Below are 15,929 nucleotides of genomic sequence, written 5' to 3'. Positions count from 1 at the left end.
TTATTAACGATAATAATTACTTTAACATTTTATAATAGATTTAAATATATTGTCCGTAAAAGTATACTTTTGCGAACTTTTGATTTATATAGAAAATCTATCATTTTCACCGTTCGTTTAAGTTTTGAGATATTATACGAACGTTCTCTAAAACACATAAAACTTTGCGAACGTTCTTGTTAGAAAAAAATGATGGATTCAAATCGAATCTTGATAGTGCGTTAAAACAAAACACCCTTAATCATGTGGAAACCAATAAGTGCAAAAAAACTGCACCTAGATTTAAAATAATCGAAGGTACAGTTTTTATTAAACATTGTAATTTAATCTTCTTTATTCAATTCCCCAATAGAAAATTGATAGAAAATTGAGTGCATTCCATACTCATCTTCACTGATGAAAATGCCAAATTTCTCATCAACATTTATAAGTATGAACCAGAAATAAGCTTCAGAATTATTAGCTTCTGTATAATATAATACACTTTCTAAGTTTTCATAAAAATCTTTTAATTTAATTATTAAATTAAAAGATTGTTCATGTTTTCTACCATTGTAAATTACAACTTTTTGATTGAGATAACCCTTTATTTTGTTTTGAAATTCTTCTAATTCAACTTTTATTCTTTTCTTAAATAGTTATCTATTGTTCTTCCCTCGCTTTTTGTATCCTGAACGATTTTCTGGGTAACGGGTGCTTCTTTGATCATATCTACCTTTTTTATAAGGATTTAACCCATCTACCACGTGAAAATACGGACCTCTTCCATTTGCATTCCAGTACAATAAAAAATCCGCGGATATAATCCACGGATTTTCTTACAGTTCTTTTTCCAAGCAGTTAACTTGATTATGATGCAGCGGCTTAGTGGCGTACTGGGTAAAACCAAGGCGTTCCCAAAACAGCTTGGCTCTAGGATTTTGAGACAGAACCCCAAGACGTAGAACGGAAATTCCCTCTTCTTTTAGCTTGTCTTCAAACGCTAGATACGCTTGCGTTCCGAAACTGAAATTGTGATAGGCGCTATGAATAATAAAAGCTCCAATCCACGGATGATCATCGTTAGGATTTTGCTTCATGTAATCAATAACCCCTACGTATGTATCGTCGGCTTTTATAAAATAACTGTCTGTTTTTTCATTCATATATTCTTTAAAAAGCTCTTCTTCCCTCCGCTCTTTCTTGCCGTTTTCTAACACGTTATAAGCTTCGTTTGAATTGATAATCTCTGACACAATATACATCGTGTCAGCTGTAACGGGTTCAAATGAAATCATATGTCTTCCCTTCTTTCTCTGTAAAGTAGCTGTATATCGTTGCTTTGTCAATTTTACCATTTTTCATTCGCGGAAAGGACGTTAAAACTCTCCATACGCGCGGGATTTTATAAGAGGATACTCGTTTTGTCAGCGCTTGTCTTACATCAGAAAGAGAAATGTTCTCTAAGACAATTGCTGCACCTACGACTTCTGAACGTTCAGCATCTGCTACGCTAAAAACGGCTGCTTCGCTAACGCCCGGTATTTGTAGTAGCAGCTCTTCAATTTCTTCAGCATATACTAAGCTTCCGCTGCTTTTGATTACATTTTTGTCTCTTCCTACGATGGTAATGTTTCCGTCTGGAAGCTGAACCGCAATATCATGCGATGTAACATATCCGTTAAAAAATGAGCGGTTCGTTTCTTCGCTGTCCCTAATAAACCCTTCGAATGCTTGAGTTGTTTTCACAAACAGTATTCCTTTGTCTCCTTTTTCTACTTCTTTTCCACGTTCGTTCAGGATTAAAACGTCTACACTGTCAATAGGATAGCCTACTGTATGAGGCAGCGTTTCAGCGGTATCTGGTGAAAGTACCGTAACAAATCCCATTTCAGAAGATCCGTAATATTCATAAAGAGAGGAGTTAGAAAACGCTCGTGAAAATTTCTTTCGAACGGAAGGCGATAATTTATTTCCTACTGAGATTACGGTGTTTGGCAAAAGTCGTTTTTCTTTCGGTCTGCTTTGTATGTACCGAAGCAAAGGAGAAATTAACGCGGGTGTAATAGACATACAGCTAGCTTCCTTGTTAAACACAGCAGAAGGTGTAAACGCTTCTAGCATGATAGCATGCATGCCGCTGCAAAGCGCATGCAAAACCGGATAAAGCTGCGCGGAATACGAAATATGTAAGGGGATAAGTACTTTTTCATGTTTCTGTAAAGAAAATACGTCCGACCATTCTTGAAATGATGAAGACCAAGAATGATGCGATTTTACAAATCCTTTCGGTCTCCCTGTTGATCCAGAGGTAAATCCAAATAAAAATAGATCGGACAGTGCATTCACTTGCCGTATAGGCAGGATTGGTTTTTCTTTTGTTATGTTAGTTAAAGAAGATGTTTTCCATAGCCAATTCGGGGATTGAATAGAAAAATAGGTATCTACTTCAGCATCTGTTAGCTCATTATGTAAAAGCAGCACAATTCCACCCGCTTTTAAAATCGCTAAAAATGACACAACAGCTTCTGCATTGTTTGACATACTTAACGCAACGAGCTCTCCTTTTTCCATCCCTTTTTCTTTCAGCTGATTTTCAGCTTTGCATACATGATCCCACATTTGACCGTAGCTTAGTTTATTAACAGAATCCGATAGTGCGAGTCTGTCCGGCGTTTGTTGACACTGATTAAAAACTAGTTCTTCAATTCGATTCATTACTCCGTAAGCTCCTTTTTATTTTACTTTTAGTGTACCGTAAATACGGGTTTGAGAAAAGAAAAATGTAAACTTTAATAAAAATTAAGTTGACTAATTTAAGTTTAATAAGATACGATAGTCATGTTTTATCATACATAGCGGAGGTTTACGATGAAAACAAAAGATATGACGTACGTTGCATTATTTACAGCTATAATGGGAGTTCTAGGACTTGTCCCTCCTATTTTTTTATCTTTTACACCCGTTCCAATTACTCTTCAGCCTATGGGTGTTATGCTGTCGGGGGGAATTCTTGGGGCTAGATTAGGAGCTTTAAGTCAATTTCTCTTTTTATGTTTGCTAGCAGCTGGCGTTCCTTTACTTGCTGGAGGACGCGGAGGAATTGGGGTATTTTTGAGTCCGAGTGCTGGATATATCATTGGCTATGTGTTTGCCGCTTTCTTTATTGGCTGGACGTTAACAAAGTTAAAAAATGTAACGGTTGCAAAAGTTTTTGCTGTCAATGTGTTATTTGGGATTGTGTTAGTATACGCATGTGGCATTCCTATACAGGCAATGCAGCTTCACATTCCATTTCTAAAATCCCTTCAGCTAAGCTTCGTTTACCTTCCAGGTGACTGTATAAAAGCAGTGGTCGCGGCTTATTTAATTACAAAAGTTCGAAAAGCAGTAGCGGTACCTGGCCGTTCGAACACGGCTTCTATGTAAGGAAGTGATGACTTATCTATCAAGCAGCAATTGTAAAAGCGAAGCGTACGGTCATTGGAAAAGAAAAAGGTCTACTGAAAGATTTTCATGTTCAAGAGCTAGCAGCTCCTTTATTAAAACAGCTTAGCGCTGGAATTGAACATGAAATTGATGACGTTATTTTAGGAAATGTTGTAGGTCCAGGAGGAAATGTAGCCAGGTTATCCGCTTTAGAAGCGGACCTCCCTTTTTCTATCCCGGGAATGACCATTGATCGTCAGTGCGGAGCTGGCTTAGAGGCGATTCGAATGGCCAGCTATTTGATAAAAGCACGTGCAGGAACGTGCTATTTAGCTGGAGGCGTTGAAAGTACAAGTACTTCTCCATTTGAAAAACGAGCACGTTTTTCTCCTGATAAAATTGGTGACCCTGACATGGGAATTGCAGCAGAAAACGTAGCTCAGCGATACAATATATCTAAAGATCAGCAGGACAGATATGCTCTTTTAAGTCATAAAAGAAGCTGGGAGGCTTTTGAAAAAAGATGGTTTGAAGAAGAAACGCTTCCTCTTCCAAACGTGATGCACGATGAAGCATTTATGAAAAAACGAAACCTAACAAAGCTGCTGCAAAAAGCCAGCCCCGTCTTTTTAAAAAATGAAGGCACCGTCACCGCAGCCAACAGCTGTGGAATTAACGACGGAGCCTGCATTGCGCTTGTGATGGAAGAGCAAAAAGCACGCGCTTTAGGCTTTCAGCCCGTTTTGCGTTTTATTGACGCTGATATTTCAGGAGTGTCACCTCTTTACCCTGCTATTGCACCAGTTTCTGCGATTAAAAATATCTTGAAGCGAAATTCTCTTACGGTAGATGATATTGATTTATTTGAAATCAATGAAGCATTTGCTGTTAAAGTTGTCGCTTGCATGCAAGAACTGGGAATACGAGAAGAGAAAGTGAATATTCGCGGAGGAGCATTGACCCTAGGACACCCTTATGGAGCATCAGGAGCTATTTTAGCTACGCGTCTTTTTTATGAGAGCAAGCGCCGTGACGTGCGATATGTCATAGCAGCTTTAGGAAGCGGAGGCGGAATAGGAACAGCGGTATTATTTGAAGTAATCAAATAATACCGCTGTTTTTATGACTTTTTTATTACATTATGTTGCATCAAATATTGCTCAATATCTTTAAATGTCTCAACTGGAACAAATGAAACGTTTTGTTCGCGCAGTAAATCTTGCAAAGAATCTTTCGCAAAGGTAACATCTGCATGTTTTGCGGGATGTGAATCCGGTTCGCTGTCTCCAGCAAAATAAATCGTTTCGTATGCCTCTTTTAGTTCTTGAATAACAACAGATTTATCAATGCCGTAGCGTTCTGAATGCCATCTGTGAGCAGGATCTAGACGCAAGTGAACGTTGTTTTGATGGAAATATCCTTCATTCGAATAAACTTCCACTTTTTCAACACCGTATTTATCTAACAGCGGTTTAATATAGTACGTTGTTCCAGCGCTTAAAATATAAAAATCCCCGCCGTTTTTCTGAACAGCTTTAATAAAAGCGGGCACGTATTTATCAATTGGAATATTCGCTACTTCTTCTAAAATTTTCGGTTCTTCTTGGTGAATGGATTGAAAAACAGTAGATAAAAAATCAATATCTTTCATTTCTCCTGCTTTCCACCGGCGGAAAAGCTCTTCACCTTCTGAAAAATACTTTTCAATCACAATCCAGTAAAAATCTTTTTTTGAAATCGTTCCATCAAAATCTGATACAAACGCCCATTTTTTCATTCCTCACACATCCTTTGCTACATACTAAGCAGTTCTCGGAGCTCTTCTTCTGTCAAACTAGAAAGCATTGTTTCTCCCGGTTGAATAACCTGTTCGATGAGTTCTTTTTTCTTTTGCTGCAAGGCGTAAATTTTTTCTTCGATGGTTCCTTGAGAAATAAGCTTGATGACCTGCACAACATTTTTTTGTCCAATGCGGTGTGCACGGCCTGCCGCTTGTTCTTCAATCGCGGGGTTCCACCATAAGTCGTATAAAATAACCGTATCGGCTCCCGTTAAATTTAAACCCGTGCCTCCGGCTTTTAATGAAATTAAGAAAATGTCTTGTTCTCCATTATTAAACCGATCCGCCATTTCCACTCGTTCTTTTGATGGCGTTTGACCGTCTAAATAAAAGTATGAGAGATTTTCTTTTTGAAGCTCTTCTCGAATAATATGAAGCATGCTTGTAAACTGAGAAAAGATTAACAAGCGTTTTCCGTTGGCAACCGCATTTCTTGTAATCTCAAGCAGCTGCTCTAATTTGCTTGAATACCCTTCGTAATTTTCAACGAATAGGGACGGATGACAGCAAATCTGGCGAAGTCTTGTTAATCCCGCCAAGATCTTCATTCGGTTTTTATTAAAATCTTCACCAGCTAAAGATGATTTTAACTGCTCTAAATAGCCTACATACAACTCTTTTTGTTCTTTAGTTAGCTCAGATAAATGAGTGGTTTCAATTTTATCAGGCAGTTCTTTTAACACATCTTTTTTTACTCGTCGCAGTAAAAATGGTCTTACAATTCGGCTGACCTGCTCCGATGACATGTTTTTAAATTGGCGAAGCCCTGGAAATAAACCCGGAAGAATAGTCTGGAAAATTGACCAAAGCTCGTCAAGTGAGTTTTCAATAGGCGTACCGCTCAGCGCAAAACGTTTTTTAGCTGAAATAGTCCTAACAGCTACTGCTGTCTTCGTTGTATGATTTTTAATACTCTGAGCCTCATCTAGAATTAAAGCATGAAAATGAAGGTGCTGATACAAATCAATATCTTGACGCAGCGTTGGATAAGATGTGATCCATACGTCAGCTGTGCGTTTTAGCTTCTCCTCACGCTCACTCGGCGTTCCAGTAATGGTTTGAACCGTTAAATTCGGTGCAAATCTCTCCAATTCGTTGCGCCAGTTATAAATCAAGGAAGCCGGCACAACAATTAAAAAGGCATTGCTGTCTTCATCAAGCTCTTTTTCAGATAAGATATAGGCAATGCTTTGAAGCGTTTTTCCAAGCCCCATATCATCAGCCAGTACGCCTCCTAAAGAGTAGTGAGACAGAGATTTAAACCACTTAAATCCATTACGCTGATAATCACGCAGGGATGCCTGTAAGGATTCCGGTACTTCCCAATCCATTTCCTCTGGAGATTTGAGCTGTGTAAGTAATGTTTTAAATGCTGAGCCAAACTTAGCCGCTGATTTATCACCTGCACTCATAATTTCTTCCACTTGCATTCCTCTGTATAAAGGTACTTGCAATGAGTTATCCTTTAAATCTTTTTCCGTTACGTTCAGCTCCCGAAACAGATTTTGAATATGTTCAAAGCCCTCATTTTCAAGAGGGATAAACGCACCGTTATCTAGACGATGATAGCTTTTCTTTTCTAAGACAGATTTTAAAACATCTTGAACGGTCTGATGATCAATGTCTCCTAAATCAAAATTAATTTCTAATAGCCCATTGCTATTTTGAATGTCAACCGTTGTTACTGGCGCAGAAAAATCCGTATAAGCATAATCTTTCATCTCATCCGTAATATACACATCCGCTATTTCATCAAGCTTTGGAACAATATGAAACAAAAATTCATATAGAGAGTATTCGTCTTGATTTAAGTACAGCTGGTTTTTATAAATATTTAAAGGAGCCGTTTCAATTAAGTCCATAACGCGGTCTTCTTTTTCTAAATCTCGTATCAAGATTTTATCGTATTTTTCAGACTGGGGTGAAAATGGATTAATCGAAATCTCTCCGTAGTTGTACCGAAGCGTCACAAACAGCTGTTCATCCTCACGGTCAATAAATACTTTTGCTTTTAGTTCAGGTGCAATAATTTGATGGGATACTTCTTTTGCGATATCCACTTTCCCCACTTTTTTCAGTCCCGGAACGACGTGAGATAAAAAATTGCCCATCTGCTCTTCTGCTATAGGTACGACTGGCTTTAAAGGCGCCGTTTTTCGAAGTCCTTCAAGAAGCATTCGCTGATCTTGAGATAGCTCATAAAACGTCCCGTTTAAAAATAACCATCCATATCGATCAAAAAATGAAGCTTGATGAAGTTCCGTAAAGTCTAGCTCAAATCCAGCTGCCGAATGCTTATTTATTTGAAATGAAAAAGGAGCTGAGCTTTCAGCAAAGATAATATTTTCATACGAGTGCCCGTCATGAATAAATGTAAAGTTCCGATCTTTAAGCAATTGAAATAACTTTTTGGCTATGATGGAGGGAATGATTAGTTCTCTGTTATTTGCAGACGAACGATACATGGAATAAGAATTTTTATAAAATGATTCATTTGTCATAATATCCATCAGCAGCTCAATGATTTTCTTATCTTCTTCTATAAAAAAATGTTCTGCAGGGTCATATTCGAAGCGCTTAGTAAATTCGTGAGTTTGGAATTCTTTAACGTCTGTTAAAAATTCTTGAATGTTTTTTACTACATATGTCCGGTCGACGCCTACTTTCATTTCAAGCGCTACGTACATTCCTTCTGAACGTAAAAATTCTTCTGAGTAAGACTTGCAAATAAATTCTACTTTCAACGGATCTTTATCTGCATATTTTCTATGGTCGCTTATTGTTTGCTGATAGCTTGAAAATAAGTCGATAAAGTGATTTACATTTTCGTATTCTTTGCTTTGGCGAAAAGGCTTCGTTTTAATTGGCTGCGGCTTTGCGCGCTCATCGCAAATGGTTAATAAAACAGCTACTTCGTGTTTGCATTCTGAAAACTCGTGATAAGCAGGACAATCGCAGAATGAATAAAAAGAATTTCCTTTTTGTTCAACCATTACTGTATACATTTCCGCTCCTCGAACGGATGCTGTCCACGTAGTGGTCTGTTCATTGTATTCCAAATCAAGCACACGCCCCTGCTTGTAATACGTGTGTCCTCTATAGTACGTTCTGCTTGAGTACGAATCTTTTAATTGTTCTTTGTTTAATGTTTTATTTATCATCGCTTCACAATCTTCCAATCGCATAACAGTCAATGCTGTTGCTGTTTAATTTCTATTCAGAACAAATAATGTCCAACGTCATAAACGTTGAACATTATTTGTCAATTCTTCTATTATAACATGCAACAGACATTATAAAACACTCTTAAGCAGTGCAGACTGTTTTCGTTGTTTTCTTTTGTAGAGCGTCCAGCCTGCCACAGCGGATGATAATAAAAGCAGGCTAAGTCCTAAAAAAGCCAGTCCTATACGATCATTAGCCGTAAAGTACGTAAAGAAGAAAATCAATAAAATACGAATCCCTAACGTGATAAAGCGAAAACAGCTGTCGACTCTTCCCACGATAATATTCGGTATTTTTTGCATCATAAACGTATTTCGAGCTACTCTTGTACCTGCATTTGCAAAAGCAAGAAGAAACACAATAGAAAAGTAAACGGGCAGAAGCTTCATAAAGAAGATGATCGATATTCCAAGTGCAAAAAGGCTTATATTCAGCATAATAGCTAGCTCAGTGCCTGTTCTTTTCATAATAGATACGATCAATATCCCTGCGGTTAATGCTCCGAAACCATATACAGCACTTTCAATCCCGTATGCTGCTGGACTTGCGTTTAATTCTTGAGTCAGATAAATAGGAAACAAATAGTTCGTCATCATCACAGCAATGAAAGGCATAAAAGAAAGCAGTAAAAAAAGAGATACCGAGCGATTTTCTTTTATGAATGCTAATCCCTCTTTCATCGCAGTGTGTTTTTTATCGCTTCGTTCCCTGCTTTGTTTATATGGAATACTCAATAGAAAAAGGAATGCAGCTATGTACGTAGCTGCATCTACTGTTAAAATCCATTGAAGCGACCAACGGGTAATGACTAGACTCGCTGCAGCCCCTGCAAGCATACTCGATAGCTGGCCTTGTATTTCCATAATACTGTTTAATGATTGAAACACATCTTTTGAAAAAACTTCTTGATTTAATGCAAAAATCGTTGGATAAAAAAACGTGTAGTAAAGGTTTCCGGTTCCGTACAAAATGATGTAGTGAATGGTTGAATAGTCTGTCATAAAACCAACGATCACAAATAGCATGACCGTGATAAAACCTATCAATTCTACGGTTAACAACATTTTCTTTCGTGACATTCGATCAATAAGAACACCTATATACGGAGTAGCCACAAAGCTAATCACCGTCATAATCAGCATAATCGTGCCAAATAGTTTATTTCCATCTGGAGATGCAACTAACAGTAAAGGAATGGCAAGCATCGTAATACCGGAACCAATAGAGGATAAAACATTCGCAGCAACTACGGCTTGAAAGCGACGGTCCTTATAAAGCGCCTTCATCAAACATTTTGCTTAGCTTCTAAAATTTGCTTAGATACTTGTGTATAAAGAATCAGTTCGTTAACTAATTCATAAATTCCGTCAGCTGCATTTTTTCGTAAAGTCCCTTTTTCCACGATGTCTGCAGGGTCTAATACCAGCTGCTTAGATAGAACATTCGCATACAAAGCGCGAGCAACGGTTCTAAGGTTGTTTAAAGCATTAATGCCTCCTTTTCCTCCTCCTGCTACCGCTAAAAGTGCCACGGGCTTATGCGCAAAATACGCACTGTTTAAAAAGTCAAACGCGTTTTTTAATGCTCCGCTCATAGCGCCGTGGTACTCAGGCGTCGCAAGTAAGATACCATCCGCTTTTTCTATTGCTTCAGTTAGCACTTTCACTTCTTCTATTTCGTACTGATGAGGTTCACCGGTGAATATAGGAAGTGATAATTGACTTAAATCTAGAAAAGAACTTTGATAGCTTTTGTGAAGTTCTCTCGTTACTTGTGTTGTTCGGCCTGTTTCTCTAGGACTTCCGTTAATAATAAGTATATTCATATTTATCTACCCCTCTGTCGTTTGGTTATATGTATAGTATAGGGATGATTGAACTTTTCTTCGTCATGCTATTGATAGAAAGAAAGCTACCAATATAGACTGAGGTGAACAGAGAAAAACCTACAACTAAAGTCGTAGGTTAGGAAATTCCATGCTGAACAGCATATAGAGCAGCTTGCGTGCGGTCTTGAACCCCAAGCTTCGATAAAATATTAGACACATGTGTTTTTACTGTTTTTTCTGTAATATGTAAGGCAGCACCAATTTCTTTGTTGCTTTTGCCTTTTGCAATTTCTTTTAATACGTCTTTTTCTCGTTTTGTTAAGTGATCAATAAAATTGACTTTCTTTTCGCTGCTTTTGGTTAACCGTGTTAGCAAGTGCGTAGTGACTTTGGGATGAAGCTGATTTTCTCCGTTCATTAGCTTTCGAATAGCTGCTACAAGTTCATCTGGATCGCTTTCTTTTAGCTGATAGCCTGAAGCTCCTGCTTCTAATGCCGGTATCACGTGATCTTGATCTGAAAAGCTTGTTAGAATCATGACTTGTATATGCGGTGCTTGTTTTTTTAGTTCTTTTGTTGCTTCGATTCCATCGAGAACCGGCATCGATAAATCCATTAACACAATATGAGGTTCTAGAGATGTCGCTAACTTTATAGCTTCTTCCCCGTTAGAAGCTTCTCCTACAACTTCTAAATCAGGCTGCGTTTGTAAGAAAAAGACAAGTCCTTTTCGGACAACGTGGTGATCATCTGCAATTAAAATCTTTATTTTCATGTGCGCTCCTTTCCGTTATGAAAGAGGAATAGATACTTCCACAATCGTTCCGTTTCCTATGCTGCTTGTAAGAGATAGTTTTCCATTTAATCTTTTTATTCGCTCGTGCATAGTTTTTAGCCCAAGCGTCGGCAATTCTGCTGAAGGGCTATACATAAACCCATTGCCGCTATCCCGGACTTTCATAATTACTTGGTCTTTGCTTATATTTACGTTTAGATGTACCTCTGCCGTACCCGCATGCTTTCGGCAATTATTAAAAGCTTCTTGTCCGACTCTCCACAGTGTCTCTTCAATCACAGCAGGCAAAACGGACACTCCTTTAATTTGTTCTTTTACGTTAAGCCCTAGCATTTGACCATAGCTTTTTAACGCACTGACAATGCCGTTTTCTAATCCTTGAGGACGAAGCTGCCAAATTAAAGCTTTCATTTCCACTTGAGCATGCTGAGCGGTTTCTTGGATTAAGGAAAAAGTCTCTTTTAACTGCACATCTTTTGCTAAGCTGCTTCCGGCTTTGGCTGTGACATTAATTGAAAACAACAGCTGATTAACAGAATCGTGAAGGTCTTTTGCCAACCTGTTTCTTTCTTCAATAAGTTTTACTTCCTGCTGAGATTGAGTCAGCTTAATCCGCTTGATAGCCGTGCCAATTTGAAGAGCAACGGATCCTAATAAATCAAGCTCTCGCTGTTCAAAATGAATTTTATGAGGGGCAGCTACATTTAATAATCCAAAGCGTTCATCCCCTGCTTGTAAAGGAACCGTTGCATGATGAGTAATGTCATGTGTATCTCCCCACTCATGAATGACGGAATCTTCAAGTCTCTTACACTCCATAATATTAGACGCTTTTTGAAGCCGGCCATCCATATACCGGTCAACACACCAGCAGCTTCCATTACACATAGGCTGAGCGGTTTTATTTAATAAAGCTGGCGGCAAATGCTGAGCGGCAATCATCTCATGCTTTCCATTTTCATCAATAAAAAAGATCCATCCTGTTTGTAAATCTGTGATTTGCAGCAGTTTTAAAAGCGCATCATGAAGCATGGTATGTAAATTAGTGCCTTCATTTAAAATCTCGGCAATGTCTTTTAAAATCTTCAGCTCTGAAATATGATCTTTTTCCATAGCCTCTCTCCTATATTATATGATGTATTTTCCATTTTTTATTTTATCACAATTAAAGCTGCTTCCGACTCACAGAACGTTATTTTTAAAGCATTTCCGCTTAGATATGTAAGACCTTTTAACATCAATAATAAAATTTTCAAAAAGTATGTCAGGTAGTTTAACAATTAGCTAGAGTCTTTACGTAAAACGAACTATACTACAGATAATTCAAGTAAGAACAGAAAAAATGAAGGGAAATGAGAAGAAAAAAATATTAAAATTAATACATTGAAAACGCTTCCAAATATGAAGGCATAGTGCTATTATATAATTATTAACAGAATAGGGATGTGAGAAAGATGAATAAATTATTTTTAGAAGAGTTACGATACATTATCTTGTGTGAAGTGCCTATGACAAAGTACCGAGTAGAGCAGCTTCAAGACAAATTTGATCAAAGCCCATACTTAATTAATGAACTTTATCAACTCCTATTCGAAAAGCGTCACATTTTAGCTTTTGTTGATGATATTGAATCATCCCTGTATGACTATATTGTGAATAAAGAAATGATGGATGCTAAAACGTATTACGGAGCTATTGCACATGCAGCAAATCTTTTCGGCGAAACGCCTACATATATAAAATGCAAAATAAAAAAATATAGACAGTCTTCGATTTCAAGTATCAGTGCCTAAAAGTTGTGCACAGCTGATTCAAATAAAAAGCAAAAAAGAAATCCTAGCACAAGGGTTTCTTTTTTGTACCACTAACATATAGGGAGGAAAATAAGATGAAGACATTTTTTATCACAAATCGCTATTCGTTTCTTGAAACGCAAGTAAATGAATACATGCAATCGTTACTGGTAAAAACGCCTGAGCAAGTTATTTTATATTTCGAAAGACAAATTCGAAAGTATAAAGTGTATTTACAGAAAAAACATCATTACCCAGAGTGTATGGTTCAATCTATCCACCGATTAATTGAAGAATATTCATTAAGTATCATTAAAGTAAAAAAATATATTAGCTATCAAAACAAGCTGATGAATAAACAGCTATTAGAGCCGCAGTAAAACGAATCATTTTTTATGGTTCGTTTTACTGCGGCTCTGCCGCTTTACTCCTCATATTTTAGCAGTAAATGCAGAACAGCGGGACGTTCTTCAAGATTTTTGTAGGAGTGTACATGACTTCCTTCAAATTTTATAGAGTCAAATTGTTTTAGCTCGTATAGCTCTTCTTCGATTTTCATTTCGATTTTTCCTTCCATTACCGTTGCTACTTCAATTAATCCTTTATGATGAGGTTCGGGACAGTATGTAGCAAGAGGAGAAAGAAAGGCTCGGTACATTTCAATTGTCGAATCTATCTGATTTTGAAAAATAAATTCTACTTTCCAAGTTTCGTCCGGTCCTTTGAGAGAAAAACCTTCTCCACACTTAGATAGGGATACTGAAGGCTCCACTGATACTAATTTAGTTAAAGGGATATTTAAGCCTGTTGTTATTTTCCACATTACTCCTAGGGTTGGATTAGTCTCCCCTCTTTCAATTTTCCCTAACGTGAGTTTGCTGACTCCTGTCTTTTCAGCTAGTTCATCCAGTGTCAAATGATTTTGTACCCTGATTTTTCGTAATTCACTGCCTACTTTTTTAATCATCTCTTCCGTATGCATTTCTTCCTTCCTTTCTGATATATATTATGATAAACTTTTTTGAGTGATTAACATATTATAATATATTTAATAAGGAGGGTAAACAATGAAAGCAATAATATGGGGACTATTATCTTCCATGTTCTTTTCCGCTACGTTTATCATTAACCGAGCAATGAATGTATCTGGAACGAGTTGGGCATGGACTGCATCCCTCCGTTTTTTATTCGCTATTCCTATTTTACTCATTTTAGTACTGCTGCAAAAGAAATTTATGCCTCTGTGGAAGGAAATGAAAAAACATCCTTGGTCTTGGCTGGGCTGGGGTACACTTGCAGGAGTAGGTTTTTATTCTCTCTTAAGTTTTTCCTCGCTTTTCGGACCATCATGGCTGGTGGCGGGAACGTGGCAAGTGACCATTCTAGCAGGAGCTCTACTTTCTCCGTTGTTTTTTATAAAAGTTCAAACTGCAGAAGGATATAAAAAAGTGAGAGGAAAAATCCCGCTAAAAACGCTTAGCGTTTCAGCGTTTATTTTAGTAGGCGTGATTCTTATGCAAGTAAAAGAGGCAGAAAATATTACGGCTATGCAGTTTATATTAGGATTTCTGCCTGTTGTTGTCGCTGCTTTTTTATACCCGCTTGGAAACCGTAAAATGATGGAAATATGCAGCGGGAAGCTTGATACGTTCCAACGTGTTTTAGGAATGGCGTTAGGAAGCATTCCGTTAAGTATTATTTACGCTATATACGGCTTCTTTACTACAGGTATCCCGAGTGGGCCACAATTTTCTCAAGCCTTTATCTTAGCAATGAGTTCAGGTGTAATTGCTACGATGACGTTCTTTTACGCAACAGACTTGGCAAAAGAAAATTTAGGTTTGCTTGGAGCGGTTGAAGCAACTCAATCAGGCAGCATGATTTTTACCGTGCTTGGCGAAGTGTTTTTATTAAATGGACGTATGCCAACAGGGATTGCGTTAGCTGGTATGACGATAATCGTAATTGGAATGATTATGAACAGTATGCTAAACAAAAAAACAAAACTGTCTTCGGCCCCTCCGTCGCGTACTCTATCAAAATAAAAAAAGAGGAGATGAAAATCTGTTTAAAGGTTTCCATCTCCTCTTTTTAATATTCGAGATGATTGTTCCAATAGCGGCTCCAAAGCACAGGGAATCGCATCTGTAAACCATCCTCATCATCTTCATCCCAATCAAGATCCAAATCTTGCTCATCGTACCACACTGGATCAAACTGGTCATATTTATCATAATAATAGTCGTTATCTAAACCTGTCTTTTCTTCGTAAGCTTCACACGCTACAGAAAGTAATTCTTCTAATTGAGGAGCATAGCCTTCTGCTTCTAATGGTTTAAGTACAGAAATCATCGTCTCAGGAGATTCAATCGCTTTATAATATATGTCTTTTCCCTGATATAAAAGCCACGCTCTAAAATAATCAAAACAATCATCTGAACAACCGCCCATTACAATATAAGCTGCTGCCCACAATGAAGAAGTATAGGATTGATCAAAATGCTGATTTAGTAGCTGATCAAAGCGAAAAATGTCCTTTTCAGAACGCTTCGCTAGCGTGGAGCGGAGCCATTCCATTTGCTCATCGACATCTAATTTTGTCTTCGCCTTTTTTATCAATTCCCAAAAGAGAGACTCTGACATCGTGCTGTCTTTCATTACTTGCATCGAACAAGTTAAAGGCTTATATCCTTTCTTCAATTTTGCACGAATCAGCTTTTCAGCTTCTGCTTCACAAGCTTCTGCGGAAGCAAACTCTTTCACTTGCATGCGACCGGCTGTATCAACTTTTCCAAAGTGAATGATTAACTTGCTGTCTCTTCTTTCAACTTTCCAAAATTTATTCGATTGCTCATCTTTATACACTAAGGTTATTTGCATGATACATTCCCCTTTTTCATCCCACTACTATTGTGAATAGTTCTCTTTTTACAATTTATGTAGATTCACAGCGCTTCATAATCCATTTTCTTTGCTTTTTTAACATGTTTCAGTTGATCTTACTATTGTTGAGGTCGTTTAAACAGTGAGTAATGACCA

At 37.6% G+C, this 15,929-nt stretch carries 16 protein-coding genes; 5 read left to right on the top strand and 11 right to left on the bottom strand.

Annotated features, from left to right (window positions below; all coding sequences use genetic code 11):
• Positions 1-323: 323 nt before the first annotated feature.
• The 3 genes from WKH56_RS35145 to WKH56_RS16020 all read right to left on the bottom strand — a co-directional run bounded on the left by WKH56_RS35145 (position 324) and on the right by WKH56_RS16020 (position 2,697).
• Positions 324-623 (bottom strand): YxiF family protein, encoded by a 300-nt coding sequence (locus WKH56_RS35145; protein ID WP_420910817.1) that lies wholly within the window; start codon positions 621-623, stop codon positions 324-326.
• A gap of 195 nt (positions 624-818) precedes the next feature.
• On the bottom strand, positions 819-1,277 hold the full coding sequence (locus WKH56_RS16025; RefSeq protein ID WP_028413207.1) for a GNAT family N-acetyltransferase: 459 nt from the start codon (positions 1,275-1,277) through the stop codon (positions 819-821).
• The gene (locus WKH56_RS16020) at positions 1,264-2,697 is read right to left on the bottom strand and encodes a class I adenylate-forming enzyme family protein (protein WP_342836077.1); all 1,434 of its coding nucleotides are present in this window, start codon (positions 2,695-2,697) and stop codon (positions 1,264-1,266) included. Before WKH56_RS16020 ends, WKH56_RS16025 begins: the two co-directional genes overlap by 14 nt.
• A 153-nt stretch (positions 2,698-2,850) precedes the next feature.
• On the opposite strand from WKH56_RS16020, the gene WKH56_RS16015 reads away from it, so the two are divergent.
• On the top strand, positions 2,851-3,408 hold the full coding sequence (locus tag WKH56_RS16015) for a biotin transporter BioY (RefSeq protein WP_342836076.1): 558 nt from the start codon (positions 2,851-2,853) through the stop codon (positions 3,406-3,408).
• A gap of 14 nt (positions 3,409-3,422) precedes the next feature.
• The gene (locus tag WKH56_RS16010) at positions 3,423-4,517 is read left to right on the top strand and encodes an acetyl-CoA C-acyltransferase (protein WP_342836137.1); all 1,095 of its coding nucleotides are present in this window, start codon (positions 3,423-3,425) and stop codon (positions 4,515-4,517) included.
• Positions 4,518-4,528: 11 nt separating this feature from the next.
• Here WKH56_RS16010 and WKH56_RS16005 read toward each other — a convergent pair whose 3' ends face one another.
• The 6 genes from WKH56_RS16005 to WKH56_RS15980 all read right to left on the bottom strand — a co-directional run bounded on the left by WKH56_RS16005 (position 4,529) and on the right by WKH56_RS15980 (position 12,210).
• Positions 4,529-5,185, bottom strand: a complete 657-nt coding sequence (locus WKH56_RS16005) for an MtnX-like HAD-IB family phosphatase (RefSeq protein ID WP_342836075.1) — start codon at positions 5,183-5,185, stop codon at positions 4,529-4,531.
• A 17-nt stretch (positions 5,186-5,202) separates the two neighbouring features.
• A complete protein-coding gene (locus WKH56_RS16000) occupies positions 5,203-8,409 on the bottom strand; it encodes an SNF2 helicase associated domain-containing protein (protein WP_342836136.1) in 3,207 nt (1,068 codons plus the stop codon).
• Between the two features lie 132 nt (positions 8,410-8,541).
• The gene (locus WKH56_RS15995; RefSeq protein WP_342836074.1) at positions 8,542-9,759 is read right to left on the bottom strand and encodes an MFS transporter; all 1,218 of its coding nucleotides are present in this window, start codon (positions 9,757-9,759) and stop codon (positions 8,542-8,544) included.
• Positions 9,759-10,298, bottom strand: a complete 540-nt coding sequence (locus WKH56_RS15990; RefSeq protein ID WP_342836073.1) for an NADPH-dependent FMN reductase — start codon at positions 10,296-10,298, stop codon at positions 9,759-9,761. The genes WKH56_RS15995 and WKH56_RS15990 overlap by 1 nt, the downstream gene beginning before the upstream one ends.
• 139 nt (positions 10,299-10,437) lie before the next feature.
• A complete protein-coding gene (locus WKH56_RS15985; protein ID WP_033579092.1) occupies positions 10,438-11,076 on the bottom strand; it encodes a response regulator in 639 nt (212 codons plus the stop codon).
• 15 nt (positions 11,077-11,091) lie between these two features.
• A complete protein-coding gene (locus tag WKH56_RS15980; protein WP_060745538.1) occupies positions 11,092-12,210 on the bottom strand; it encodes a GAF domain-containing sensor histidine kinase in 1,119 nt (372 codons plus the stop codon).
• A 341-nt stretch (positions 12,211-12,551) separates the two neighbouring features.
• Between WKH56_RS15980 and WKH56_RS15975 the strand changes: the two genes are divergently transcribed.
• Positions 12,552-12,890, top strand: coding sequence for a hypothetical protein (locus tag WKH56_RS15975; protein ID WP_033579093.1), 339 nt, complete (start codon positions 12,552-12,554; stop codon positions 12,888-12,890).
• Positions 12,891-12,985: 95 nt separating this feature from the next.
• Positions 12,986-13,270, top strand: a complete 285-nt coding sequence (locus tag WKH56_RS15970) for a hypothetical protein (protein WP_028408390.1) — start codon at positions 12,986-12,988, stop codon at positions 13,268-13,270.
• A gap of 44 nt (positions 13,271-13,314) precedes the next feature.
• On the opposite strand, the gene WKH56_RS15965 is transcribed toward WKH56_RS15970, so the two are convergent.
• Entirely contained in the window at positions 13,315-13,872 is a 558-nt protein-coding gene (locus WKH56_RS15965; RefSeq protein WP_063247918.1) for a helix-turn-helix domain-containing protein, read from the bottom strand.
• A gap of 85 nt (positions 13,873-13,957) precedes the next feature.
• Between WKH56_RS15965 and WKH56_RS15960 the strand changes: the two genes are divergently transcribed.
• The gene (locus WKH56_RS15960; protein ID WP_063247917.1) at positions 13,958-14,935 is read left to right on the top strand and encodes a DMT family transporter; all 978 of its coding nucleotides are present in this window, start codon (positions 13,958-13,960) and stop codon (positions 14,933-14,935) included.
• Positions 14,936-14,981: 46 nt separating this feature from the next.
• Here WKH56_RS15960 and WKH56_RS15955 read toward each other — a convergent pair whose 3' ends face one another.
• Positions 14,982-15,770, bottom strand: coding sequence for a DUF4240 domain-containing protein (locus tag WKH56_RS15955; RefSeq protein ID WP_047750885.1), 789 nt, complete (start codon positions 15,768-15,770; stop codon positions 14,982-14,984).
• Between the last annotated feature and the right edge of the window lie 159 nt (positions 15,771-15,929).

Source organism: Priestia sp. SB1 (assembly GCF_038898415.1).
This window is presented reverse-complemented; position numbering and strand designations above follow the sequence as displayed.

Excerpts from the sequence above, each read along its gene's own strand:
- WKH56_RS16000 (WP_342836136.1), bottom strand. The coding sequence starts at position 8,409 with ATGATAAATAAAACATTAAACAAAGAACAATTAAAAGATTCGTACTCA.
- WKH56_RS15985 (WP_033579092.1), bottom strand. The coding sequence starts at position 11,076 with ATGAAAATAAAGATTTTAATTGCAGATGATCACCACGTTGTCCGAAAA.
- WKH56_RS15960 (WP_063247917.1), top strand. The coding sequence starts at position 13,958 with ATGAAAGCAATAATATGGGGACTATTATCTTCCATGTTCTTTTCCGCT.
- WKH56_RS16005 (WP_342836075.1), bottom strand. The coding sequence starts at position 5,185 with ATGAAAAAATGGGCGTTTGTATCAGATTTTGATGGAACGATTTCAAAA.
- WKH56_RS16020 (WP_342836077.1), bottom strand. The coding sequence starts at position 2,697 with ATGAATCGAATTGAAGAACTAGTTTTTAATCAGTGTCAACAAACGCCG.
- WKH56_RS16015 (WP_342836076.1), top strand. The coding sequence starts at position 2,851 with ATGAAAACAAAAGATATGACGTACGTTGCATTATTTACAGCTATAATG.
- WKH56_RS15990 (WP_342836073.1), bottom strand. The coding sequence starts at position 10,298 with ATGAATATACTTATTATTAACGGAAGTCCTAGAGAAACAGGCCGAACA.
- WKH56_RS15980 (WP_060745538.1), bottom strand. The coding sequence starts at position 12,210 with ATGGAAAAAGATCATATTTCAGAGCTGAAGATTTTAAAAGACATTGCC.
- WKH56_RS15995 (WP_342836074.1), bottom strand. The coding sequence starts at position 9,759 with ATGAAGGCGCTTTATAAGGACCGTCGCTTTCAAGCCGTAGTTGCTGCG.
- WKH56_RS15970 (WP_028408390.1), top strand. The coding sequence starts at position 12,986 with ATGAAGACATTTTTTATCACAAATCGCTATTCGTTTCTTGAAACGCAA.
- WKH56_RS15965 (WP_063247918.1), bottom strand. The coding sequence starts at position 13,872 with ATGCATACGGAAGAGATGATTAAAAAAGTAGGCAGTGAATTACGAAAA.
- WKH56_RS16025 (WP_028413207.1), bottom strand. The coding sequence starts at position 1,277 with ATGATTTCATTTGAACCCGTTACAGCTGACACGATGTATATTGTGTCA.
- WKH56_RS15975 (WP_033579093.1), top strand. The coding sequence starts at position 12,552 with ATGAATAAATTATTTTTAGAAGAGTTACGATACATTATCTTGTGTGAA.
- WKH56_RS15955 (WP_047750885.1), bottom strand. The coding sequence starts at position 15,770 with ATGCAAATAACCTTAGTGTATAAAGATGAGCAATCGAATAAATTTTGG.